The following is a 25176-nucleotide window of genomic DNA, read 5'->3' on the forward strand; positions in this document are numbered from 1 at the left end:
TCCAAACTCCAAACTCCAAACTCCAAACTCCAAACTCCAAACTCCAAACTCCAAACTCCAAACTCCAAACTCCAAACTCCAAACTCCAAACTCCAAACTCCAAACTCCTAACTCCAAACTCCTAACTCCTAACTCCTAACTCTTAACTCCAAACTCCTAACTCCTAACTCCTAACTCCTAACTCCTAACTCCTAACTCCTAACTCCTAACTTTATTTAATCGGTTGCAACTTTGTCACCTTGAGTTTAAAAGGCCCAACCCCAGTTTCCCCAAAAGACCGGACACGAATCACATAATTCCCTGTCTCTACAATGCGAGTAAATAGTAAGGAATTGCTAGTACCATCAGGGCCATCATCATTTTCTGCGAGAGTCGAACCATCAGGTGCCAACACTGTGATGATGGTGTCAAAGCTTTCTGATGACAAGTCAACTGCTAAATTATCGCCCTTCTGTAACTTCACTGTGTAATCACGAGCAAACCCACCTTGACCAGTGGGAATGTCTTTGTCTGAGAGGCTATCAGTAATTTCAGCGCTGTTAGATAAAGGAATTGGACTATACAACTTATTTTGAGCAAAAGCTGCACTTATACTTATGCCTATTGCCAGCAATGTGGCAGGAATGATGATGAGTTGCTTTAAACCTGCCGCAAAAACTTTATTCATACATTTCACTACAAAAATAGGGTAATTCGGTCAATTTATCAAGGAAGGCAGTCTTTCATCCGTCTTTAACAGCAGTGGCTACAGCTACTAATCCTAAGACTACAATTCCATACTGACGAAGTGTTTGCACAGCAGACCTGGCAGTAGCACCAGTAGTATAAATGTCGTCCACTAACAGCACTGGAACATTTGGGGGACGATGGCGAAATTCTTTCCCAACAGCAAAAGCTTGAGCCAAGTTTTTTTCTCGTTTAGATACCGATAAACCAAATTGCGCTTCAGTTTCTCGCACTCTTACTAGACCATTTAGTTTCAATTTTAATCCAGTTATTTCGCAGAAGCTTTGTGCTATGAGTGCGGCTTGATTGTATTTACGTTGCTTTTGTTTGCTAGCGTGAAGTGGGATGGGAACTACCACAGGCTGGCTATTTCGCCTCGGTGAATTTAACAACCATGCTTCTCCTAACCATTGACCTAAAGGACGAGCTATTTGGGGTTGATTTTCGTATTTCATCGCCGCGATCGCTCGTTTCACTGGGCCACCGTACTCCCCCCAGCCAAACACTGGTATTGGCTCTTGCCATAGAGAAATTGGGTCTTTACGTTGACATTTTTGCAGTTGTCTGGTGCAGTTATGACAGAATTCTTGAGAAGTTGCGCGTTGACATAGGGGGCAATGGGATTGGAGAAAAAGATTGAGTAAGCCTGTGAGATTTTTAATCCAAGTGTGCATTTTTAGAGTTAGGAGTTAGGAGTTAGGAGTTAGGAGTTAAAATTCATAACTCATAACTATTAACTGTTTTGCAGTAACTTCACATATACGCGATCGCACCTTGTTGTTTCTACTCCCGTTGCTGGGGTGTAGCCGTTGCTTTCATACAGCTTGACTGCTTCCACCAAAACACTGGCGGTTTCAATCCAAATTTGCTGAAAACCACGCTTTGCGATCGCTGCTTCTAGCTGTTGTAACAAATATTTCCCTAATCCCAAACCCCTGATGCTGGGCAAAAGATACATTTTGCGGATTTCTACAGCTTTTTTGCCTCGGTGTATGGGGTAGTATGCTCCAGTACCGACTAACTGGCTTTGGTGTTCAATTACCCAAAACTCTCCCCCAGTAGCTAAATAATATTCTTCTACTCGCAGCACATCTCGGTCAGCACCGTTTGGTTCCCAACCTAGACCGTATTCTGATAATACATAACTGATGACTTCGGCGGCTCTCGTGCGATCGCTTTCCACCCAATCACGAATTATAAAATCTTGATAATAGTTTTTCATTACCATTTGCTGGTCAAGTTTACACAGAAAAATTTTCCGCATCTATATCCCAATTTACCCAGCAAATAGCTTTTATGGCAGAGTCTATTTTAGACGATACTCTCAAGGTGTCAATAAACCGTCTTGCCCACTTTCTCAAGTGACGTTCTCCTATATCAACATACTGACTGGTTTTACTGAAAGTTTCTCCTGATGCCAACATTAATATTGCACGGGCACGTTTTGCCAAACCCAATGGGGTTGTTGACTTACGCAACCAACTGTTTAGTACATCTTGCTGCTTACCGGTCATTTCCACCCGGATACTTGAGATAGGTCCTTGCATGTCTGATTTTTATGCCACCCTACAAAAAATATCCTCCTCTATTTCCGACCCTTTTTTATGGTGATGTGTACTAAGTCACTGATTCCTAAAGAACTAGAATCAAAGTAATACCAATTCTGTATGAAGATGCACATAATAATACCCCCCCGTACTCCCCCCGATGCCTTGGGGGGACGGCGATAGCCGGGGGGCGAATTATATGCAGCTTCACAAAGAAACGGTATAAGTGCGTTTTTTATATCTGACATCATGCGCGTTGCAACTTTGTTTGGAATAACACTCTCGTTAGCAATAGGTATTGGAGAAGTTACGCTTCCGGTGACTCAAGCTGTGCAGCTTAGAGATGGCTTAGTCTATTTTGTCCAACCGCCAAAACTTGTTGAAGCGACAACCACTTACAACGATGTTAATGTTTTGAGTGCAACTTACTATTTCACTATTAATGTGCCGGAAAATGCTGGAGAATCCCTCCAGAAGGTAACGATCGCACAAAAAGAAGGATCAGAAAACATCCGTTACAATCTTGATGATACCCGTGCATTTGTCGGAACACGCGATGCCTGCGGCGGGCTACGCCTACGCAAAGAAACGCAACTGAAACTAGGCCCAGTCACAAACGACCGCGACACACGCACGGTTTCTGTAAACTTTGACCCGCCTGTAACTCCAGGACAGACAATTACCATCGCCCTCCGCCCTGTAAGTAATCCCAGCTTTTCTGGTGTCTACTTATTAGGTGTTACAGCATTCCCTGTGGGTGAAAAATCTCACGGTCAATTTCTTGGCTTTGGACGGTTTCAGTTTTACAGCAATGGTAGAGGTTGGTGGTTTCCATAGAGGGAACAGGGAACAGGGAATAGGGAATATTTTCTAAAAGTTGTGTTATAAAAACGGGCAAGAGTCTTAAACAATACAAAAGGGCTTAATATCAAGCTTTTTCGTTAAATATTTTTGAGGATTCAGGAAAGATTAGCTGTATTTTTCCTGAGTCGCTGACGTATACTCTGATTTTTCGGTAAATGCGTAATTCTTACAGCAATAGAATCAAATGTTACTGTAAGCAATCAATCTTTAGCGTTTAATCATCAGTAATCTTTAAAAAAACCGAAAACAATATGTTAAGTATTCCTATTAACCTAAATTTACCTCGTATACCCCATTTAATAACTGCTTTACCTGGGCCTCGCGCTCAAGCTATTGTACAACGCGATCGCGCTGTAACTTCTCCTTCTTATACCCGCGATTACCCGTTAGTTGTATCTCGCGGTCAGGGCTGTATGGTAGAAGATGTGGATGGTAATGTATTTCTAGATATGACCGCAGGTATTGCCGTTACCGCCACCGGACACGCTCACCCGGAAGTTGTCAAGGCAATTCAAGAACAGTCGGCGCGGCTGCTGCACATGTCAGGGACGGATTTTTATTATGAGCCGATGGTGGAACTAGCCGAGCAGTTAGCGATTCGTGCCCCTTTTCCCCAGCCACAGAGTAATGCTGTGTTTCCCGCAAAGATATTTTTTAGCAATTCCGGGGCAGAATCCAACGAAGGAGCAATTAAACTAGCTAGATATTACACCAAGCGATCGCTAATTGTGGCATTCTTAGGCGCATTTCACGGACGCACCTATGGGGCAATGTCTCTCACTGGTTCCAAAGCAGTGCAGCGAGCTAATTTTGGGCCTTTAGTTCCTGGGGTAACTCATATCCCCTACGGCACTCATGCTAGCTTAGATTACTTGGAACAACAGCTATTTACGACAATTTTACCACCGCAAGAAGTAGCGGCGATTGTAGTTGAACCAATTCAAGGAGAAGGTGGATATATCGTACCCGAAGCTGGTTTTTTAAAACGGATTCGGGAGATTTGCGATCGCCACGGTATTCTGATGGTAGTGGATGAAGTACAAGCGGGGATGGGGCGGACTGGTCGGTTATTTGCGATCGAGCATTGGGGTGTGATGCCTGATATCATTACCACAGCTAAAGGTATTGCCAGTGGTATGCCCTTAGGAGCGATACTAGCCAGACCAGAGTTAATGACTTGGCCTCCCGGTTCTCACGCTACTACATTTGGCGGTAATCCTGTAGCTTGTGCTGCTGGTATTGCCACACTGCGACTCTTGGAAAGTGGTTTGATGGCCAACGCTACCCAGATGGGCGAATTATTGCAAGCTAGTCTGACCGAGTTGCATCAAAGATTTCCGAGAGTATCGCCGCCACGAGGTAAGGGTTTGATGGTAGCGGTGGATTTATTGGATGAAGTGGGTAATCTCGATCATAAATTACGCGATCGCATTATCCAAGAAGCTTTTTTACGCGGTTTATTATTACTAGGTTGCGGTAAAGCCGCAATTCGTTTCTGTCCCCCTCTAGTTATCGACAGCGACCAAATTCAGATAGCCCTTGAGATTATCAGCGAGATTTTAAGTTCTTGAAAAATTGTAGGGATTGGGGACTGGGGACTGGAAAAAATTAGTTCAACTTTAATACTTAATCCAATGCCCAATTCCCAATTCCCAATCCCCAATCCCCAATCCCCAATTCATTATGAAACCCGAAATAGCCCTTGATTTATGGAAATTACTTTGGCAAGAATACAGCGCCAGAGTAAATCATGCCCGTACCTACCAACAAATGATTACTGCTGCGGGTGGCACTATCGCCAACGACCACATTGCCTTTCGGTCTTTGCGTTTATTAGTAGATACTCCACAAGGTCAAGTTAACTTGGGAATTGACTACCTTGGAGAACTTGCAGAAGCTTTAGGTTACGTTGTGGCTGGAGAGTATACTTTTGCTCAAACTCATTTGTACGCTCGTCATTATCGTCATCCACAGCAAGAGGAATTTAACTTACCCAAGCTGTTTATCAGTGAGTTGATTGTCGATGAATTACCTACCAATATTGCCAAACTCATCTCTAAAACAGTATCTTCAATCCCAAAGAAACTGACCTCACCCCTGATTCTTCTACAACAAAAAGACGGGAATGTTGAAACCATCGCCAAACAACTCCAGCAAGTCTTTACCCGCCCTTGGCTACCTCCCCAGCGTTCTGTTGTCGAAGAAGTGAATCAGGTTACTCAGTATGGGGCTTGGGTCTTGCTGCACGGATATGCTGTCAACCACTTTACAGGCTACGTCAACGGCCAGAATACTTCAAAATATCCAGATATTGATACTACTACCAATGCTTTGGTTAACCTGGGTGTACCAATGAAAGCAGAGATAGAGGGAAATATTACTTGTGGTTTACGGCAAACTGCAACTCAAGCAGTCACAGAAATGGTGACAGTATTAGATGATAACAGTAGTGCAGAAATTCAGATTCCTTGGACTTACGCCTATTATGAAATTGCCCAGCGCTATCTAGTAGAAGTGGAATCTGGAAAGCAGGTACTTTTTGATGCTTTTTTAGGGAGTAATGCCCAGCAATTGTTTGAAATGACTCGTCTAGCTAAATAATCCAGCGTTGTTAGTAAGGGACATCCAAAAATTAAATTACTCAATTTTTGCATCCAATAGGAGCAGGGGGACAAGGGGGACAAGGTAGCAATATCTCTCCCAAGTCTCCCCAAAGCGATTGATTATTTTTTTATTTGGAAGTCCCTAAAGGATTCAGTTTCGTGTTCTGGACGAACTACGCTTGCAACACAAAATCTGATGCCGTGAGAGTTGGCGCACCAGTTAGGAACGTGGATTAAATCCTAACTCTTGTAGAGACGCGATTAATCGCGTCTCTAATTTTTACACCGCACAACTCAACTCGCCGGCTTTTTGGCTAAAGCGGTGATTCTCCCGATAATCTACAGGACAATCTATCACTGCGGGTACATCTTGAGCGAGGGCTTCTTTCAAAGTGGGAATCAAATCTAAAGCTGATTCAACTCGATAGCCTTTTAAACCCATACTTTCGGCAAATTTGACAAAATCAGGATTGCTAAAATGCACAAAAGATGAGTTTCCTTTACCAAATTGATTTTCTTGCTTCCACTCAATTAACCCATAGCCGCCATCATTGAAAATTATGGTGACAAAAGGCGTACCGACACGTAAGGCTGTTTCTAATTCTTGAGAATTCATCATAAAGCCGCCATCGCCTGTGACAGCAACAACTTTGCGCTTGGGATGAACGAGTTTTGCTGCTAAAGCACCAGGAATGGCAATACCCATAGCCGCGAAGCCGTTGGAAATTATGCAAGTATTAGGACTATGGCAATGATAATGACGAGCCATCCACATTTTATGTGCGCCAACATCAGAGATAACGATATCATCTGGGCCCATCACTTTCCGTAAGTCATAAATTAACTTTTGCGGCTTAATGGGAAATCCGTCATCATTAGCATATTGTTCATAATCAGCTCGAATCTCTGACCTTAAGCTAATAGCAAAAGGATCGGGTTTGCCTTGTCTGTCTGCTAATTTTAAGATTTCATAGAGGGAATCTGAAATATCTCCCACGACTTCGGCGTTGGGAATATAACTACTATCAATCTCTGCTGGACTTACCCCAATATGCACAATGGGAATTTCACCATTACGATTCCATTTCTTGGGGGAAAACTCAATCAAATCATAGCCGATCGCAATTACTAAATCTGTGTTGTCAAAGGCACAGGTAATGAAGTCTCTTTGCTGTAATCCCACTGACCACAAAGCCAGTTGATGTGTGTAGGGAATCACGCCTTTACCCATGAAGGTATTAGCAACAGGTATATTCAGCAAGGTGGCAAATTGCGTTACGGCATCACTGGCGTGAGCGCGAATTGCCCCATTTCCGACTAAGATTAATGGGTTAACTGCTTGGCAAATTGCGGCTGCTGCTGCCCGAATGCTAGCAAAAGATGCATAAGTTTTTTCGCTATTATCCTTACGCAAAGGTTTGCCTTCTACAGGCATGGCAGCAATATTTTCTGGTAAGTCGATGTGAACTGCACCAGGTTTTTCTGATTGCGATCGCTTGAATGCTTTCCGCACTACTTCGGGTGTAATACTCGGTCGCACAATCTGCTTATTCCACTTGGTAACAGGTGCAAACATTGCCACCAAATCTAAATATTGATGGGATTCAATATGCATTCTATCTGTTCCCACTTGACCGGTAATCGCCACTAAGGGCGCACCATCAAGGTTAGCATCTGCTACCCCAGTCATCAAGTTGGTTGCCCCAGGGCCAAGAGTAGAAAGACACACACCAGCTTTTCCAGTTAAGCGTCCGTAGACATCGGCCATGAATGCTGCGCCCTGTTCATGACGAGTCGTAATAAATTTAATCGAAGAATGTTTTAACGCTTCCAAAACGTGCAGGTTTTCTTCGCCAGGGAGTCCAAAAATATATTGCACTCCTTCATTTTCTAGGCACTGCACCAATAATTCTGCTGTATTCATTTTATTTCCTAATTATTTATTTAGTCATTTGTCCTTCGTCATTTGTTATTCACCAATGACCAATGACTAATGACCAATGACTAATCATCACTTCACCCAGACTGTTTTCACGTTGACAAACTCATGTATACCCTGGATACTCAATTCTCTGCCATATCCAGAACGCTTGATGCCACCAAAGGGCAACCGAGGATCGGATTTGACCATACTGTTGATAAACACGGCACCGGCTTCGATTTCCTCAACCAAGCGATCGCTCTCTTGGTTGTTGGTTGTCCAAGCACTTGCACCTAAGCCAAAGGGGGTGTCATTAGCGAGTTTAATGGCGGCATCAATATCTGGAACCCGAAATAACAAGGCTACTGGGCCAAAGAATTCTTCTTTTGCGATTGGTGTGTCAGGCGGGATATCTATGATAATCGTTGGCGGATAAAAGTTTCCAGAACGATCTGATAAAGGATGTCCACCGGTGAGGACTTTACCACCGTTGCTGATGGCGTTTTGTACTTGTTGATCTAAATCCTGGAGGATACCAGGTGTTGCCAGTGGGCCTAAATCAGTATCGGGTTGCATAGGATCGCCTACTTTTAGTGCCTCAAATTTTTCTAAAAGCAATTTTTCAAATTTGTCTGCGATCGCATCTGCGACAATAAAACGTTTCGCTGCAATACATGATTGCCCGTTATTTAACATCCGCGCTGTAGTTGCTGTGACAACTGCTGTCTCTAAGTCAGCACTTTCTAACACAATAAACGGGTCACTTCCTCCCAATTCCAAAACGGTTTTTTTAATTTGTTTACCGGCGGCGACGGCGAGGGATATACCTGCTGGTTCGCTTCCTGTCAAGGTAGCAGCTTTTACGCGGTCATCAGCAATTAAATCGGCAACTTTGGCAGCGCCGATTAATAGAGTTTGAAACGTACCTCCAGGAAAACCTGCTCGTTGGATAATATCTTCTATTGCCAAGGCACACTGCGGCACGTTAGAAGCGTGTTTGAGTAAACCGACATTCCCCGCCATAAGAGCCGGTGCGGCAAAGCGGAACACTTGCCAAAATGGGAAATTCCACGGCATCACCGCAAGAATCGCACCCATTGGTTGATAACGTACAAAACTCTGACTGGCATCAGTTTTTATACTGACATCAGCGAGAAAACTAGGGGCGTGTTCGGCATAGTAGCGACAGACGAGGGCGCATTTTTCGACTTCCGCGATCGCAGCTTTAAATGGCTTACCCATTTCTAGAGTCATTAACTTAGCAAATTCTGCTTTGTCTTGCTCTAAAATGTCGGCAGCTTTTTCTAGCCATTGCGATCGCGTCAAAAAACTAGTCTGACGATACTGTTCAAAAGTCTGACTAGCTAAATTGAGTTTAGCGACAATTTCTGTATCATTGAGCGCCTCAAAGGTTTTGAGCGTCTCCCCAGTGGCGGGATTAATGGTGGCGATCGCCATTACCTGACCTCCCGTTAAAAAATAGCTTGAAGTAGGCTTCCTAATGTTATACATATAAACTGAGGAAGCTACCACCCAAATTCTAGTCTTTCAGCCAAAAATTAGCTGCTAAATATTACAATTTCGCAACTTTGATTGAATTAAAGTATACCAATTCATGAGTATTAATATTGATGAATTAAATACAAGTGAAGTTGCTATAATTTGCATGATTGAGGAATCAAGCCATGACCGAAAAAGTAAAGGATACAGAGCAACTAAATTTATTTATCGTAAATTAAAGGGTTTAAGAACCTGCAATCTACATGTAGCAACCATTTCAGTCGGGGTTTAAATCCCCCGTTAAGGAAGAAGGAAAGAAGAGAAATTGAAATTTGATTCACCTATCAAAATTAATGCGATAGACCACTAGTTTTTAAAGCCTCTTGACCGTTCGGGGAAAGGTTGGAAAAGGGTTCAAAATTTATGATTATACACGAGAAATAAAGACTTCCATATTTTTGTTTTTTCCTATGAAACTACCCTATCCCTCTTCCCAATCCCCAAAGCCCTCTATTATATGAAAATTTAGGGTTTTTGGCAATCTCAGCAAAAACTCATCCAACTCGAAGTTAACTATATTAGGATGCACAAAGCTGTCATAATCTAAAATCCAAAATTGCATGACCTATCTAGAAACAGCAGCGCAGTTTTACCGCGAAGTTGCCCAAACTCCTCAAGTTGGACTTTGTTGTGTGCAAAGTACGCCCCTGCAACTACCAGGATTGAAAATTCCTTTGCCAATGCAGGAAATGAATTATGGTTGTGGTACCACTCTTCACCCCACAGAATTAGGAAACCAGCCTACTGTACTCTATGTTGGCGTTGGTGGTGGATTAGAAGCGTTGCAATTTGCTTATTTTTCCCGCTATACAAGTGCTGTAATTGCCATTGAACCGGTTGCGGCTATGCGGGAAGCAGCCACACGTAATCTAGAAATTGCGGCTCAAGAAAACCCTTGGTTTGACCCCAGCTTTGTAGAAATCCGCGAAGGTGATGCTTTTAACTTACCTGTTGCTGATGCTAGCGTCGATATTGTGGCACAGAATTGCCTTTTCAACATCTTTGAACCAGAAGATTTAACTCTTGCTTTAAAAGAAGCATATCGGGTATTAAGACCAGGTGGACGGTTGCAGATGAGCGATCCAATTGCGACTCGTCCAATTCCAGAACATCTCCAACAAGATGAACGATTGAGAGCTATGTGTTTATCAGGCGCACTCACATATCAACAGTATACTGAACAGATTATACATGCTGGTTTTGGTCAAGTTGAAATTCGCGCCCGTCGTCCTTACCGTCTTCTAGATTCTCAAACTTATAACTTAGAAGAAAACCTACTTTTAGAAAGTCTAGATTCTGTCTCTTTTAAAGTTGTAATTCCAGAAGATGGTGCTTGCATTTTTACTGGCAAAACAGCAATTTATGCTGGTACTGAACCTTTGTTTGATGATTCAGCAGGTCATCTACTTCAGCGAGGTATTCCCGCAGCAGTTTGTGATAAAACCGCTGCTAAACTTGCCGCTATCAAGCCACAAGAAATTATTGTTACTAATTCAACTTGGCACTATAGCGGTGGTGGTTGCTGTTAAATTTTTCAGAAAGAATTCAGAATAATTCTGTACGACTGGGAAATGAATGCACAATTTAAATATTTCACTAATTCCATTCTGGATTCTGATTTCTTCTTGATAAACCCCGAAATGTTGTTAATTAGTCTGTTCTTAGCTACGCTTTTTTTAGCATATTCAAATGGTGCAAATGACAATTTTAAGGGTGTAGCAACGTTGTTTGGTAGTAGAACAAGTAGCTATCAAACAGCAATTTTGTGGGCAACTTTTACAACTTTTACTGGCGCAATAACTGCAACTTTTTTAGCACGGACACTAATTAAAAACTTCTCTGGAAAAGGACTATTACCTGATGCGATCGCTAATGCCCCAGAGTTTCATATTGCAGTAGCGATCGCTGCTGGTTTAACTGTACTCATAGCTACCCTCATGGGGTTTCCTATTTCCACAACTCATAGTTTAACAGGTGCAATTGTTGGCGCTGGATTAGTGGCGATCGGACTTCAACTTAATTTTGCAACTTTAGGAACTTCCTTTATTTTGCCTCTATTACTCAGTCCAATCATGGCTATTCCTTTAGGAGCAGGAATTTACAGCTTATGTGGCTATATTAATTCAAAATGGCATCTACCAATCAACCAAAAAATGATTGGTACTTGCCATTTTATCAGTGCTGGAATTATCTGTTTTGTTAGAGGATTTAACGACACTCCTAAGCTTGTTTCACTGATTCTGATTATTGAGTATTTCTCGATTCAAGGAGGAATGATCACAATAGCGATCGCAATGGCACTTGGCGGGTTACTCAACTCTCAAAAAGTTGCTGTCACCATGAGTGAAAAGATTACCTCAATGAATCATACTCAAGGCTTATCAGCCAACATAGTAACCGGAGTTTTGGTTATTGTAGCTAGCCGATTTGGGCTTCCGGTTTCTACCACTTACGTTTCAGTTGGTTCTATTTTGGGTGTAGGATTGACTAGCAAAAAAGCTAATAGACGTGTTTTTTCTCAGATATTACTATCATGGGTTTTAACTTTACCAACTGCTGCAATTATTAGTGGAATACTCTATAGATTATTGCAAGGTTAAAAAATTGTCTAAATATATTTGTTTGTGTAATTTTTAAGGATTATTAAACAATGCAAACTCAATCAATAATTACACTAGATACAACAGTAACACCGTTTAATCACAAACTCAGTTCCCCTTTGACAAAAAAAGGAATCACTGTTTTACAAATTAATCTAGGTAAGCGTTGTAATCTTGCCTGTACACACTGTCATGTCGAAGCGGGGCCAAAACGTACAGAAGAACTTTCTCCTGAAATTTGCGAACAATTGATTTCGCTAATTCAGAAATTTCCCGAAATTAAAATTGTGGATTTGACTGGTGGCGCACCAGAAATGAATTATGGATTTAAGCCATTGGTAGAAGCAGCAAAGGCAACTGGAAAACAAGTGATTGTCCGGTCTAATTTGACTATTTATTTTGAATATGGCTTTGGTGATTTACCAGAATACTTTGCTAAGCACCAGATAAGAGTTGTGGCTTCTCTACCCTGCTATCTAGCAGATAATGTTGATAAAATGCGTGGTGCGGGTGTTTTTGATAGTTCAGTCAAAGCTTTGCATTGGCTTAACCAACTTGGCTATGGTAAAGACCAAAATCTAATTTTGGACTTGGTATTTAATCCCCAATTACCCAGCGGGGAAAAATTTTCCTTAGCTCCCGATCAGGGCAACCTAGAACGAGATTACAAAATGTTCTTGCAAGAACATTTTGATATTGTATTTAACAACCTCTTCACCATTACCAATCTACCAGTTGGTAGAACTAAAATGCATTTAGAACGGAAAAAACTATACACCAGCTATTTGCAGTTTTTAGAGTTGCATTTTAATCCCAGCACAGTTGAACATTTAATGTGTCGTGACGAACTTTCAATTGATTATCTGGGCAATGTATATGATTGTGACTTTAACCAAATGATGAATTTACCTGCAAAAACTCGCAATGGTGAAACCTTGACAGTTGGCAAATTGTTAGAAGCTGGTAGTTTAGACCTGATTAGTGAGGTACAAACTGCTGCTTATTGCTATGGTTGTACTGCTGGGTGTGGTTCTAGTTGTGGTGGCGCTTTGCTGTGAAGGGGGAAGGTTTCGGTAATTAAGCCTCATGTACTAGAATTCAGAATGAATTCTGACTCCTGACTCCTGAATTCTGTTCGAGAAATTACCCATCCTGGAGGGCATCGAGTTGGAACTGACTGGAGAGCAAGTTTTTGGCTGGTTGAGTTTGACGTAAAAAAGCGAACGCATTTCCTAGAGAAAGTTGGAAAGGATTGTATCTGTAGGTTTATTGTAGAAACTGGACGGTACAGCGCCAATTCGTATGTACCATAAAAATTTGTATTGCTGTGCTTCTATGGAAAATCAACTAGGATTTGTTCTGAAACTGCTTTTACTCTCAGCTTTGTTATCGATATTAATTAAGTATGCAGGGCCAAGTCTATCAATTCCGGCGACAGCAACCAACGCGCTAATTATAGTATTGTTGCCGATTGTGATGATCGCGATCGCGCTACTATGGCGATTCCAAGCACAGAAACAAAATTAGCTCAAACCATGACTACAAGTTACTAAAATCAGTTAACCTAGCTGAATTACCAGAACATTGCATCTCGCCAACCTTTGGGAGTCAGCCTGTGAAACTTGGTCAATGGATCGGCTTAATCGCCATAGTTCTTTCTTTATACATCCTGTGGCAAATTCGGGAAGTGCTTTTACTAATGTTTGCCGCAGTTGTGTTAGCTACTACTTTAAATCGGCTAGCGAAACGCTTCCAAAGCTTTGGGATAAGACGTGGATTCGCCGTACTCCTAGCAGTGGCTATCTTTTTTGCAGGTATAGTGGGTTTTTTCTGGCTAATTGTGCCGCCATTTGCACAGCAATTTCAAGAATTAACCAATCAGGTTCCTAAAGGGTTTGAGCGCTTTAATGATTGGCTTGATGCCCTGAGAACTCGGATTCCTAACCAATTAGTGACTTACATTCCAGATATCAATAGCCTCATTCAACAAGCACAGCCCTTCGTCAATCGGGTGCTAGGAAACTCCTTCGCCTTTGTATCTGGTTCTTTGGAAGTTGTTCTCAAGATTTTGCTAGTCTTGGTTTTAACAGGAATGATATTAGCCGATCCCCTAGCTTATCGCAAAGTATTTGTGCAGCTTTTCCCCTCATTTTATCGGCGGCGGGTAGATGGAATTTTAGATAAATGTGAAGTCTCTTTAGAAGGATGGATTACAGGCGCTTTTATTGCTATTTGTGTAGTGGGGGTGATGAGTTTCATTGGCTTATTAATTTTGGGTATAAAAGCAGCAGTAGCTTTAGCAGTTTTAGCCGGATTTTTCAATTTGATTCCCAACCTGGGCCCAACCATGAGCGTCATCCCTGCAATGGCGATCGCCTTCTTGGATGAACCTTGGAAAGCTGTCGCCGTCTTGATTACTTACTTTATCATTCAACAGATTGAGAGTAATTTCATCACGCCCGTTGTGATGGCGCATCAAGTCTCATTGCTACCTGCTATAACCTTAATTGCCCAGCTATTTTTCGTGACTTTCTTTGGCTTTCTAGGGTTATTTCTGGCGTTACCTCTGACTGTTGTCGCTAAGATTTGGTTACAAGAAGTGTTAATTAAAGATGTTTTGGATAAATGGGGAAATGATCATACACAAGAGACTGAATTTGTGATAGTTTCTGAATCTCCTGGAGCAAATGATAATTGGACAGCAGAAAGTCTCGATATTAATCATGAGCAACCGATTGATGATGATAATTAGACTGATTCTTGTAGAGACGGCGATTCATCGCGTCTCTTGCCTTAACCGAACAGTATTGTGTAAGTAAGTCGGTGAGAAAAATTCAATGTATATGAATAAATATAAATTAGTAGCTGTAGGGTGTGTTATGCCTTATAGCAACGCACCTGAGATTGTTGACGGTGCGGCGCTTGGCGACAACACACCCGACATTAAAATTCCTTAACATAGCTGGAAATATTAGCACCGACTTACTTAGACTCCTGCAAATGAAAATTTGCTAAGGCTTCTGGAATACTTTTCAGTCTACGGATATATTTTATTCTACTTAATTTAGTGTATCAATTACTATAGAATCTTCCCTGGGAATTTGTTTTAAATACATACTTCCCGCAGGGTACGAGAACCCTTGTATGGGAATTGTATTTGATGGCGTGAAAAAACTCGGTTAAGACAGGAGACGCGATGAATCGCCGTCTCTACAAGAATCAGTCTTTCGTCTTGACGGCGATTTATCGCATCTTTGCGATCTATAGTTTTCATCGAAAAACCTGAACCGAACCGTATTAGCATCCCTACATATACTACATCAATAGTTTGCAATACTTAATGTTCGAGAAGCTAATAATTAGATTTTAATGTTATTGTGATTTCCAGTACATCTTTTTTTGGATTGATCGTGTACGCTCTATCTGCTGGGTAAAATTACTAGATAAATTTATGGTAATTCGATCGCCAAGCAGCAGCATCCCTAATTCTGCTGTGGTATTAACTTTACTTACAGTTCGGTTATTTGATTTTTCGGCAAGTTTGGTTGCTAGAGAGTATTCCATGATTACATTCAGCGTGTAGCAAGATGTGAATGCCTGAGTGCTTGACACCAATACCTCAAAGTTTTACGGGGAAAAGATTTTATCTATATGCTATTCGAGCATTTTTCGGACTTAGGGACTGACAAGAAATAAATTATCCATCTTCTGGGGCGAGCAGCGTTCGACTGATAGCTCATGCCAAAGTCTGCTGAATATGGGATGTGTGTTTTCACCCATCCCACAAGAAAAATTTGGGATGTTTTTTGATTTGAAAGTCCCTTAACGCAATATTAAGAAAAGAAAAAAGTATATGAGTACAACACGCAAATTTCGTTTAGGTGCATTCATTCAAGCCACCGGACACCATGTCTCTGCTTGGCGGCATCCTGATTCACAAGCAGATGCAGGACTGAATTTCGAGCATTACAAAGAAATTACCCAGACTGCTGAACGCGGCTTATTCGATGCAGTTTTCTTGGCAGATAGTCCAGGAGTCTGGGGCGGCGCTCCAGAAACTCAGCATCGTAACGGTAAAATCGCCCATTTCGAGCCAGTCACCCTGTTCTCGGCCTTGTCCTCTGTAACCCAAAACATCGGCTTCATTTCCACCGCCTCGACCACTTATGAAGAACCCTACACCCTGGCACGTAAGTTTGCTTCCTTAGACTACTTGAGCAAAGGCCGGGCGGGGTGGAATGTAGTTACTACAGGCAATGAGAATGCTGCACTTAATTTCGGACTTGAGCATCACCCGGAACACAGTCAGCGTTATGAACGTGCTGAAGAGTTTGTGGAAGTGGTGAAAGGTCTATGGGATAGCTGGGAAGACGATGCTTTTATCCGTGACAAAGAATCTGGAATCTATTTTGACCCAGACAAACTGCATACATTGAACCACAAGGGCAAATATTTTTCTGTCAAAGGGCCGCTAAACGTCGGTCGTCCGCCCCAAGGCTACCCAGTGATTGTCCAAGCTGGAGCCTCTGAATCGGGACGAGATTTAGCTGCACGCACTGCCGAGGCGATTTTCACCGCCAATCAAACCCTAGCTGATGCCCAAGAATTTTATGCTGATATCAAAGGTAGGCTAGCACAATATGGGCGATCGCCAGACGATCTAAAAATTATGCCTGGAGCTTTCCCAATCATTGGCCGTACCGAATCAGAAGCTCAAGAGAAATACGAATTCTTGCAATCGTTAATCCATCCCGATGTCGCCTGGGGCATTTTAAAGAATTATTACAAAGGTGTGGATCTGTCGAAATATTCTTTAGATGATGTAGCTCCCGAACTACCCAGCGACACCAACACCAACAAAAGTCGTCTCAAACTAGTCAAAGATTTGGCTACTCGTGGCACTCTCACACTGCGCCAGTTGTATCTCTCTCTTGCTACCGCACGGGGTCATCGCACCATACTTGGTACTCCCGAAACCATTGCCGACCAGCTAGAAGAATGGTTCAACAACGGTGCAGCAGACGGTTTTAATATCATGCCGCCAATTCTCCCCACAGGATTAGATGACTTCGTTAATCTAGTCGTTCCTGTCCTTCAGAAACGGGGACTGTTCCGTACCGAATACGAGGGCACTACCTTGCGTGAAAACCTTGGATTGCGTCGGCCGGGTAATGGTCTTGCCGCTCAACAATTAGACAAGAATCTGGTGGTGGCGTAAATGAATTTTTCACAGAACCTTTTAAATTGCACCTTCTGTAGATCGCCGCCCTACAGAACTTGAAAATTGTGAAGAGACGCGATTGTGAAGAGACGCGATTGTGGAGAGACGCGATTGTGGAGAGACGCGATTGTGGAGAGACGCGATTGTGGAGAGACGCGATAAATCGCCGTCTCTACAGGAAAGGAAATGTATTTGTTAATAGCAGCATTGGATACTGAGAAAACTCTGTAATTTTTTGAAGGAAAAAAACATGACTGAATATAGCCGATTGAAGACCTCACGCTCTGCTGCAATCAGAGCAACCCTTGATTATCCAGTAATCGACACCGATGTTCATACCAATGATTTCACGCCAGCTTTTGAGGATTACATCGCTAAGTACGGCGGTGTGAAACTTGTAGACGAATTACGTAAGACTGAAGCTTCCCGTCTCAACTCTAAGAGCAACGGTAAAGACTGGTATCAACAAACCCCTGAAGAACGTCAATACAACCGGACAATCCGATCGCCTTGGTGGGCTAGAGTTACTAAAAATACACTGGATCTTGCTACTTACACCCTCCCCGGATTGCTCTATGAGCGTCAGGCGGAGCAAGGATCAGACTATTCGGTGCTGTTTCCCAACAATGTTTTGGCACCGGCTGGAGCCAGTGCAGAGAATCGTCAGGCACTACAACGCGCGGTCAATCACTATCATGCTGATATCTACCGGAAATATAGCGATCGCCTAACGCCGGTAGCTGGTATCCCATTAACTACTCCCCAAGAAGGCATTGAAGAGTTAGAGTTTGCCGTGAAAACACTTGGCTTAAAGGTGATTAATATCACTGGTGGAGTAAAACGGCCAATCAAAGCGATCGCTGATAAATATCCAGCCGATAAATTCCCCGAAATCGCCAAGTATGCTTCTTATATCGACTTCTACGGACTAGATAGTGAATACGACTACGATCCCTTCTGGGCGAAAGTCGTGGAACTGGGTGTACCCGTCACCACCCATTACGGCAGTCAGGGCTGGACTGGTCGCTCTTCCATCAGTAACTACATGAACAACCATATCGGTCACTTCGCCGATGGTTCGGAAGCATTTGCCAAGGCGCTGTTCTTTGGTGGTGTTACCAAGCGTTTTCCACAGTTGCGTGTAGCGATGCTAGAAGGTGGTGCAGATTGGGGTGCCCGTGTCTACATCCATTTGGTGGATCGGTTCTTGAAGCGCAATATCAAGGCACTGCAAAACTACAATCCAGCCTTGACCAATGCCGATGAGCTATTTGAGATATTTGAGCTATACGGTGCAGAAGTTACTCAAGGGCATTCCCTCGATAAGGATGAATTGACCAAAACTGTACTGGGAGCTTCATTCAGCCGTCATAGCCGCGCGCCCATCGGTAGCGAATTGAACGATTTTGCCGCAGCAGGCATTGAAACAATTGAAGACATCCGCGATCGCTGGGTGAACAGTTTCTTCTTTGGTTCCGAGTCCGACGATCGCACGATCGCTACGGCATTCAATGACAAAGCCAATCCCTTGGGAGTCAAGATCAACGCCATCTATTCCTCCGATGTTGGTCACTGGGATGTACCAGACCTGACCTCTCCCTTGGCTGAAAGCTGGGATCTTGTGCAAGAAGGCGTTATTTCCGAAGCCGACTTCAAATCCTATGTATTCGCTAATCCCTACAAGTTTTACACCCAAGCTAACCCGGAATTCTTCAAGGGTACAGCGATCGAATCTAAGGTAAGTAACATCGAATTTCAACAAGTGGACAAGAGCCTAATGGTAGCGTAAAAGGCGAGATGAGGGAGTGGGGGGAGATGAGGGAGTGGGGGGAGTTGGGGGAGATGAGGGAGAAACATAAAAATTATTCTTCCTCATTCCCCTCATCCCCCTCATTCCCCTCATCCCCCTCATCCCCCTCATCCCCCTCATCCCCCTCATCCCCCTCATCCTCATAGTGTTTCACCTTGGGAGATCGACATGACAATAACGACTGATCCTGATATTGGGGCCCGCGAGGCGCTACGCCTAATTGGCCCCGATCCTGATAACTGGATACCCGATCGCCAAGGCATCGATCACAACGTCACGGTTGTGGGTGGCAGCGGTAGCGGCAGCGTCTTTGCATTTGCACTACGGCGCGCCGGCATCGGTCGCGTGACGGTGATCGACGCGGCGGACGATGAAGCCCATGCTGGCGTGTGGCTCAACCGAGCGCGGATGAATAAACTACGCACACCAAAGAACTTGCCCGGCCCTGAGCTTGGTATCCCGGCGCTGTCGTTCCAGGCATGGTATGAGGCGCGACACGGTGCTGATGCCTACGCAGCGATCGACCGCATCCCCAGATTGTTATGGGCTGAGTACCTTAGCTGGTATCGGCAATTCTTGGGCATCCCAGTTCGGTATCAGACACGGCTAGTGCGGATTGAGCCGTCCGGAGATTTTTTTCGCCTGCACCTTGAGGTGAACGGTGTCCCACAGGTAGAGACGACGCGCAAGATTATCTTTGCTAACGGCGTGGCTGGTACTGGCGGCCCATACATCCCACCAGTGTTAGATAGTCTACCACGCAGGCTGTATGCCCACACCGTCGATACCATCGATTTCGCCGCATTGCGCGGCAAAACTGTAGCAGTGCTGGGTGCTGCGGCCTCAGCTTTCGATGCCGCAGGGGTGGCGCTGGAATCGGGTGCAAAGGCGGTGCATTTGTTCGCGCGGCGACCAGCGATCGCATCGCTGCCGATAAATCGCGTGCGCGGGTATTCTGGCGCTTACTACAACTATCCAGAACTACCCGATGCAGCCCGCTGGTTCCAGGCTTGGCGTTTTCGTCAAATTGGTTCTACACCCCCAGCCGACGCAATTGAACGGGCGATCGCATTTCCCAACTTCCACCTACACCTGTCTGCAAACTGGAGATCGGCGCACGAACAAGGTAGCCGCATCGTCGCCCAGGTGAACGACGATGTATTCGAGTTCGATTTTGCGATCACAGGCACGGGCTATTTTGTGGACCCGACAAAGCGGCCAGAACTGGCTGATTTTGCACAGCATATTGCACTTTGGCGCGATCGCTACGAGCCACCAGCCCACCAACGTGCCGACGACTTGGGCACACACCCCTACCTTGGTAGCGCCCACGAATACCAAGAAAAAGTACCCGGTAGCGCACCTTACCTCAAGGATATCCACGTCTTCAACCCAGCCGGTTTTGTGAGTTTCGGTCTGCCCATCGGGGACGTGCCCAGCATCCGGCGTGATGTCCCGACAATAGTGTCGCGCATCACTCATGACTTGTTCTTCACCGATTGGGCACTGCACGAGACACGAATCACAAGTGACAACATCGCACCAGACTTCGATGCCTCACTGTACGCCGCCGCAGTGTGGAAACAGCCTGTCAAGGCGGCAGTTAGCTAGTAGGGGACTGGGGAATGGGGAGCAGAGGAGCAGGGGAGCAGGGGAGCAGAGGAGAAGTTGCAGTAAATTTTTCCCCTCTGCCTTTTGTACGCAATGCCCCATGCCCAATGCCCCATGCCAAAATCAAATTAGGAGTCAAAACTATGCCTGTTGAACAACGCTCTTACGACACCAACAATGGTTCATTGCCTTATCTTTTTTCGCCTGTTTCTGACAATGCCAACAAACCCGCAACCCTGGTATTGTTTTTGCATGGAGGACGCGATCGCGGCACAGATTTGAATGTGTTGCTGAAATGGGGTCTACCTCGTTTCGTGGATTCATCTAACTCCTTACCTTATGTATTTGCTGCACCCCAGATTCCGGCTGAACAGACTTGGGCAGATCGAGCCGATGATGTGCTTGCTTTGGTTGATGAACTGATCGCTTCCCAACCCGTCGATCCAGCGCGGGTGATATTAGCCGGATTCAGCTTAGGTTCGGCAGGGATCTGGCATATTGCTGCTTTGCATCCCGATCGCTTCGCAGGTTTAGTACCTGTATCTGGACGAGTACCCAAAACATTAGAAGAAAGCGAACTAGCTGCACTCAAAGACATTCCCGTTCAGATATTCCAAGGTGGACAGGATAAAAATCTGCCGATTGAGGATACAGAGCAATTTGTTGAGCGCTTACGCAAAGTCGGGGGGAAAGTTGATTTGACAATACTGCCCGATGGCGATCATTTTATTGCAGATGAGGTATACGGCGATCCCAAGTTGCAACAGTGGCTAATTTCTCAGAACCGACGTGAAATTTCTGTAGTTGTCTAATGGATTATGTCTTACGCACCACCCGATCACTGGAATCAAGTCTTCGCTAAATGGAAGGATGCTGGCACCGATCTCGATTGGGGAACCCAATGGACGAAAGTTCACCTTCCGTTCCTCAAATCCGCCAACGTTAAAACTGTGCTTGACCTTGGTTGCGGGACAGGGAACGACGTGTGTCTTGTAAGGCAAGGTTTCACAGTAATTGGTGTGGATTTTTCAGATGAAGCAGTGCAACAAGGACGCGAGAAAGCAAAAAAGCTAGGACTAAGCGCACAGTTTGTAGTTGCGGATATGGCAAAACCTTTGCCTTTTGATAGTGCAACATTGGATGCTGTCATGTCCAATGTTGCCATCCACATGTTTTCAGATCAGATTACACGCGAGTTGTTTAAAGAAATTCGCCGAATAGTACGTCCCAACGGATTATTTGTTTTCCACGTTAATTCTACAGAAGACGCTTTAGTTCGGGCAGAACGCCACCCACCCATACGCGAAATCGAGCCAAATTACTTTCTAGAACATGATGGACAAACTATGCATTTTTTCTCTAAAGAATATTTGCTAGACCTTTTATCTGACTGGAAAGATGTAGAGCTAAAACATTACGAAATATTGCATGAGCAAACAGGCAAGCTGTTAAAAAGAGTTTGGTGGGGTAAGGCAATACAGCCTGACTAATCTGCGATCGCAATATTTACCAAAAAAACCTAATTTCTGAATTCTGCTTTTTTTAATCAAAAACTACGAAAATATCTATGACCTTACCAACTACCAATCTCGGTAAAACTGGATTAACTGTTTCGCGCCTCTGTCTCGGCACCATGACCTTTGGATTGCAGACTGACGAAGAAACTTCCAGGCACATCCTTGACACTGCTGCTGATGGCGGAATCAACTTTTTGGATACAGCCGACGTTTATCCCCTCGGTGGCGGGCTTGCTACTGCGGGACGCACCGAAGAAATCGTTGGGCGCTGGCTGAAAGGCAAACGCGAACATTTTATCTTGGCTACCAAATGCGTCGGTCGAGTTGGCCCTGCACCTTGGGATCAGGGGGCTTCGCGGAAACATATTTTGGATGCGATCGATGCTTCTCTGCGGCGGTTAGGAACCGATTATATCGATTTGTACCAGTTGCACTCCGACGATGCGTCAACCCCTCTTGATGAGACTCTGGAAGCGCTGGATGCAGTAGTTCGTGCTGGCAAGGTGCGCTACATCGGGGTTTCCAACTTCTTAGCCTACCGACTCGCCCGTGCCTTGGGTCGCGCCGAGACACGTAATTTAACTAAGTTCATCTCAATTCAGCCCCGTTATAACCTGTTATTCCGCGAAATTGAGCGAGAACTATTGCCCTTGGCCAAAGAAGAAGGACTGGGTGTAATTTCCTACAATCCATTGGCGGGTGGTCTGCTGACTGGCAAACACGTTCTCGCTCAAGGCCCCACCTCAGGCACTCGTTTTACGTTAGGTGCTGCCGCAGAACGTTATCAAGATCGCTACTGGCACGATCGCGAGTTTAATACTGTCGAAGATTTACGCACAGTGGCGGATCTCGCCGGATTGTCCCTCACTACCCTAGCGGTGGCTTGGGTTTTATCTAATCCCATTATCACTGCGCCCATCATTGGCGCTAGCCGCCCAGAACAACTTACTGACAACCTCAAAGCAGTAGAACTAAAACTTGATGACAGTTTGAAACAAAAGTTAGACGACATAACCGCCGAATACCGAAGGGGAGATTCTCTGCGTTAATTCGTAAATTAAAGAACAACAGCGTGTGGCAGATTTGTTTTTTCAAGAGGGTGTAATACCAAAGAAAATTAATATTCAGGAAGCGTTACTCCTGCTGATGTTTATGCTGCAATCACACCACCAGAAATAATGGTCTAGTGGAGTACTTCTAGAAGTCTCTAATGCCATCGGACGGCTTATCCAGTCGTCCATTTTTATCTTGTAGAAAAGCTAAAATGATGCTAAGAGATCGACTTTCATGACGAAAAAAGCTAGACAATCCAAATCCTTTCAACGCGCTCCTGATGCACCAGATTTGCCATCAACTCCATTCAGGTTCATTTGCTATTTTGTGAACCAGTTCCGCTGGTGGTATGTGTTAATGGTGATCCTGGAGATCATACACGCAACCTGTGGCATTATGTTGCCCTATGCTATTGGTGAGATCATCCGGGGTGTGACGCGATCAACGGGCGACAGTAAGCCCATTTTTGATGCCATGAAGCAACCCCTAATGCTGTTCATCGGCTTGAGTGTAGGTGAAGTGGTTTTCGGGCGCTCGGCTGGACTCTTGCAGACGATTCTCCATCCAATCCATCGACAGCATATTGTGCGATCGCTATATGCCTACTTGCAACACCATTCGCATCGCTACTTGAGTAGCAGTTTTTCTGGAGCATTGGCACATCGGATTAGCGAAACTTCTCTGGGTGTTACCCAGACGATGCAAATGATGATTACTGAATTTATGCCAGTAATCGTTGTGTATAGCGTCGCCACGTCGATACTGTATCGCGCCTACCCTCCCCTGGCTGCACTCGTGGGGATCTGGGCAGTTCTCTTCATCAGTATTTCGTTCTGGCTGGCAACTCGCTGCCGATTTTACTCCCGAAAAGCCGCAGCCGCCAGAAGTGAGACAACTGGCATCATTGTAGATGCAGTCACAAATCTCACTAGTAGCCGACTATTTGCTCGCTTTGGTTTTGAACGACGCTATTTGAATGAGCAATTAAGGCGCGAAATCAAACACGTGAGAGAGTCCAACTGGTACTCGGAGCGCATTCGCTGGTTTCAATTCATCTCAGCAGCTATTCTGAAAATCAGCACCCTGTATTACTCGCTCTCCCTCTGGAGTCAAGGAAAGATCGCTACTGCTGACTTTGTTGTAGCAACCAGCCTGTCGCTGTTGATTATCAGTGAAGCGCGTAATTTGAGCCGCCGCTTTCTGGAATTTTTTGAACATGTTGGTAATGTTGCCAATGGTGTTTTCACCATCATTCAACCCCACGAGTTGATTGATCGCGATCGTGCGATCGCCCACTCAATCACCCAAGGTAAAATTGAGTTTCGGCGAGTGAATTTCAACTACACAGAAGAGAAGAAAGTTTTCAACAACCTTTCTGTCACCATCCAAGCGGGAGAACGGATCGGACTGGTAGGCTTGTCCGGCTCTGGAAAATCCACCTTTGTCAATCTGATTCTGCGTTTATTCGACCCACAATCTGGACAGATTATTATTGATGGGGTCGATATTCGAGATATGACTCAGGATGCGCTACACGCTCAGATCAGCTTGATTCCCCAAGATCCATCTCTGTTCCATCGCACTTTGCTAGAAAATATTCGTTACGGACGCTTGGATGCAACTGATGAGGAAGTGATTGAGGCTTCCCGAAAGGCTCATGCTCACGATTTCATCGCCCAAAGCAAGGATGGTTACAATTCTTTGGTGGGCGAACGTGGTGTCAAGCTTTCTGGAGGGCAAAGACAGCGGATTGTGATTGCGCGGGTAATTCTCAAAGATGCGCCGATCCTGATTTTAGATGAAGCCACCTCTAGCCTCGATTCAATCACCGAAAAAGCAATCCAGGATACTCTCGACTTAGCAATGAATGGGAAAACGGTCATTGTAGTGGCTCATCGACTATCTACTATCGTCCATCTAGATAGGATTTTGGTGTTCGACAAAGGTCGGATTATCGAGGATGGTTCCCATACTAAACTGCTGGCACTTGGCGGTGCTTACTACAGATTATGGAAAATGCAGGCAGGTGGATTTCTACCAGAAAATCTCGACGAAGAAAGCATACGTGTAGGCTCGCACTGACATGGATAAAGGGAATGATTGCTTAATCAAATGTTAGATTTTAAATCAATACAGTTCAGTT

23 protein-coding genes and 1 pseudogene are annotated in these 25176 nt (G+C 44.4%); 16 read left to right on the top strand and 8 right to left on the bottom strand.

What is annotated here, in order from left to right; all coding sequences use genetic code 11:
* Positions 1-211 precede the first annotated feature (211 nt).
* From V7K67_RS34075 to V7K67_RS34090, 4 genes are read right to left on the bottom strand one after another with little or no spacing between them, the layout of a single operon-like run.
* Positions 212-667: a PPC domain-containing protein gene (locus tag V7K67_RS34075; protein WP_334710898.1), complete on the bottom strand. Its 456-nt coding sequence runs from the start codon at positions 665-667 to the stop codon at positions 212-214.
* A gap of 55 nt (positions 668-722) precedes the next feature.
* Positions 723-1400 carry a ComF family protein gene (locus V7K67_RS34080; protein WP_334730110.1) on the bottom strand — a complete coding sequence of 226 codons (678 nt, stop codon included), beginning with the start codon at positions 1398-1400 and terminating at the stop codon, positions 723-725.
* 59 nt (positions 1401-1459) lie between these two features.
* Positions 1460-1948, bottom strand: coding sequence for a GNAT family N-acetyltransferase (locus tag V7K67_RS34085; protein WP_334710932.1), 489 nt, complete (start codon positions 1946-1948; stop codon positions 1460-1462).
* Between the two features lie 19 nt (positions 1949-1967).
* Complete coding sequence (locus V7K67_RS34090; RefSeq protein ID WP_334730109.1) at positions 1968-2273, bottom strand: helix-turn-helix domain-containing protein; 306 nt, start codon at positions 2271-2273, stop codon at positions 1968-1970.
* 249 nt (positions 2274-2522) lie between these two features.
* Here V7K67_RS34090 and V7K67_RS34095 point away from each other — a divergent pair, with 249 nt between their 5' ends.
* From V7K67_RS34095 to V7K67_RS34105, 3 genes are all read left to right on the top strand, one after another.
* A complete protein-coding gene (locus tag V7K67_RS34095; protein WP_334730108.1) occupies positions 2523-3110 on the top strand; it encodes a DUF2808 domain-containing protein in 588 nt (195 codons plus the stop codon).
* Positions 3111-3388: 278 nt separating this feature from the next.
* Entirely contained in the window at positions 3389-4708 is a 1320-nt protein-coding gene (locus V7K67_RS34100) for an acetyl ornithine aminotransferase family protein (protein WP_335170316.1), read from the top strand.
* Positions 4709-4820: 112 nt separating this feature from the next.
* Positions 4821-5738 carry a DUF1338 domain-containing protein gene (locus V7K67_RS34105; protein WP_335170318.1) on the top strand — a complete coding sequence of 306 codons (918 nt, stop codon included), beginning with the start codon at positions 4821-4823 and terminating at the stop codon, positions 5736-5738.
* Positions 5739-6020: 282 nt separating this feature from the next.
* Here V7K67_RS34105 and V7K67_RS34110 read toward each other — a convergent pair whose 3' ends face one another.
* Together V7K67_RS34110 and V7K67_RS34115 are read right to left on the bottom strand one after the other, a co-directional pair.
* Positions 6021-7664 (bottom strand): acetolactate synthase large subunit, encoded by a 1644-nt coding sequence (locus V7K67_RS34110; protein WP_334707027.1) that lies wholly within the window; start codon positions 7662-7664, stop codon positions 6021-6023.
* A gap of 87 nt (positions 7665-7751) precedes the next feature.
* On the bottom strand, positions 7752-9119 hold the full coding sequence (locus V7K67_RS34115) for an NAD-dependent succinate-semialdehyde dehydrogenase (RefSeq protein ID WP_334707028.1): 1368 nt from the start codon (positions 9117-9119) through the stop codon (positions 7752-7754).
* Between the two features lie 662 nt (positions 9120-9781).
* Here V7K67_RS34115 and arsM point away from each other — a divergent pair.
* From arsM to V7K67_RS34140, 5 genes are all read left to right on the top strand, one after another.
* Complete coding sequence (arsM, locus tag V7K67_RS34120) at positions 9782-10750, top strand: arsenosugar biosynthesis arsenite methyltransferase ArsM (RefSeq protein ID WP_335170320.1); 969 nt, start codon at positions 9782-9784, stop codon at positions 10748-10750.
* Positions 10751-10792: 42 nt separating this feature from the next.
* Positions 10793-11821 carry an inorganic phosphate transporter gene (locus tag V7K67_RS34125; protein WP_334730104.1) on the top strand — a complete coding sequence of 343 codons (1029 nt, stop codon included), beginning with the start codon at positions 10793-10795 and terminating at the stop codon, positions 11819-11821.
* A 50-nt stretch (positions 11822-11871) separates the two neighbouring features.
* Positions 11872-12879, top strand: a complete 1008-nt coding sequence (arsS, locus tag V7K67_RS34130; RefSeq protein WP_334730103.1) for an arsenosugar biosynthesis radical SAM (seleno)protein ArsS — start codon at positions 11872-11874, stop codon at positions 12877-12879.
* Between the two features lie 277 nt (positions 12880-13156).
* Positions 13157-13348, top strand: a complete 192-nt coding sequence (locus V7K67_RS34135) for a hypothetical protein (RefSeq protein WP_334709115.1) — start codon at positions 13157-13159, stop codon at positions 13346-13348.
* A gap of 88 nt (positions 13349-13436) precedes the next feature.
* A complete protein-coding gene (locus V7K67_RS34140) occupies positions 13437-14573 on the top strand; it encodes an AI-2E family transporter (RefSeq protein ID WP_334709114.1) in 1137 nt (378 codons plus the stop codon).
* 354 nt (positions 14574-14927) lie between these two features.
* Here the strand turns inward: V7K67_RS34140 and V7K67_RS34145 are convergent, their stop codons facing one another.
* Both V7K67_RS34145 and V7K67_RS34150 read right to left on the bottom strand, forming a co-directional pair.
* The gene (locus V7K67_RS34145) at positions 14928-15095 is read right to left on the bottom strand and encodes a hypothetical protein (protein WP_334709113.1); all 168 of its coding nucleotides are present in this window, start codon (positions 15093-15095) and stop codon (positions 14928-14930) included.
* Positions 15096-15193: 98 nt separating this feature from the next.
* Complete coding sequence (locus tag V7K67_RS34150) at positions 15194-15385, bottom strand: hypothetical protein (RefSeq protein WP_335170323.1); 192 nt, start codon at positions 15383-15385, stop codon at positions 15194-15196.
* A 289-nt stretch (positions 15386-15674) separates the two neighbouring features.
* Between V7K67_RS34150 and V7K67_RS34155 the strand changes: the two genes are divergently transcribed.
* From V7K67_RS34155 to V7K67_RS34190, 8 genes and pseudogenes are all read left to right on the top strand, one after another.
* Positions 15675-17039: an LLM class flavin-dependent oxidoreductase gene (locus V7K67_RS34155; protein WP_334730101.1), complete on the top strand. Its 1365-nt coding sequence runs from the start codon at positions 15675-15677 to the stop codon at positions 17037-17039.
* A gap of 253 nt (positions 17040-17292) precedes the next feature.
* Positions 17293-18831: an amidohydrolase family protein gene (locus V7K67_RS34160; RefSeq protein ID WP_335170326.1), complete on the top strand. Its 1539-nt coding sequence runs from the start codon at positions 17293-17295 to the stop codon at positions 18829-18831.
* A 189-nt stretch (positions 18832-19020) separates the two neighbouring features.
* Positions 19021-19716 (top strand): annotated as a pseudogene (locus tag V7K67_RS34165) (FAD/NAD(P)-binding protein); the annotation flags it as partial.
* Between the two features lie 33 nt (positions 19717-19749).
* On the top strand, positions 19750-20463 hold the full coding sequence (locus V7K67_RS34170) for a hypothetical protein (protein ID WP_335170341.1): 714 nt from the start codon (positions 19750-19752) through the stop codon (positions 20461-20463).
* A 14-nt stretch (positions 20464-20477) separates the two neighbouring features.
* Positions 20478-21275 (top strand): dienelactone hydrolase family protein, encoded by a 798-nt coding sequence (locus tag V7K67_RS34175; protein ID WP_335170328.1) that lies wholly within the window; start codon positions 20478-20480, stop codon positions 21273-21275.
* Between the two features lie 6 nt (positions 21276-21281).
* Positions 21282-21953 carry a class I SAM-dependent methyltransferase gene (locus V7K67_RS34180; protein ID WP_335170330.1) on the top strand — a complete coding sequence of 224 codons (672 nt, stop codon included), beginning with the start codon at positions 21282-21284 and terminating at the stop codon, positions 21951-21953.
* 77 nt (positions 21954-22030) lie between these two features.
* Positions 22031-23029, top strand: a complete 999-nt coding sequence (locus tag V7K67_RS34185) for an aldo/keto reductase (protein WP_334730095.1) — start codon at positions 22031-22033, stop codon at positions 23027-23029.
* A 238-nt stretch (positions 23030-23267) separates the two neighbouring features.
* Positions 23268-25115 carry an ABC transporter ATP-binding protein gene (locus tag V7K67_RS34190; RefSeq protein WP_334730094.1) on the top strand — a complete coding sequence of 616 codons (1848 nt, stop codon included), beginning with the start codon at positions 23268-23270 and terminating at the stop codon, positions 25113-25115.
* Positions 25116-25176: the final 61 nt, after the last annotated feature.

The organism is Nostoc sp., assembly GCF_036917155.1.
Taxonomy (GTDB): Bacteria; Cyanobacteriota; Cyanobacteriia; order Cyanobacteriales; family Nostocaceae; genus Nostoc.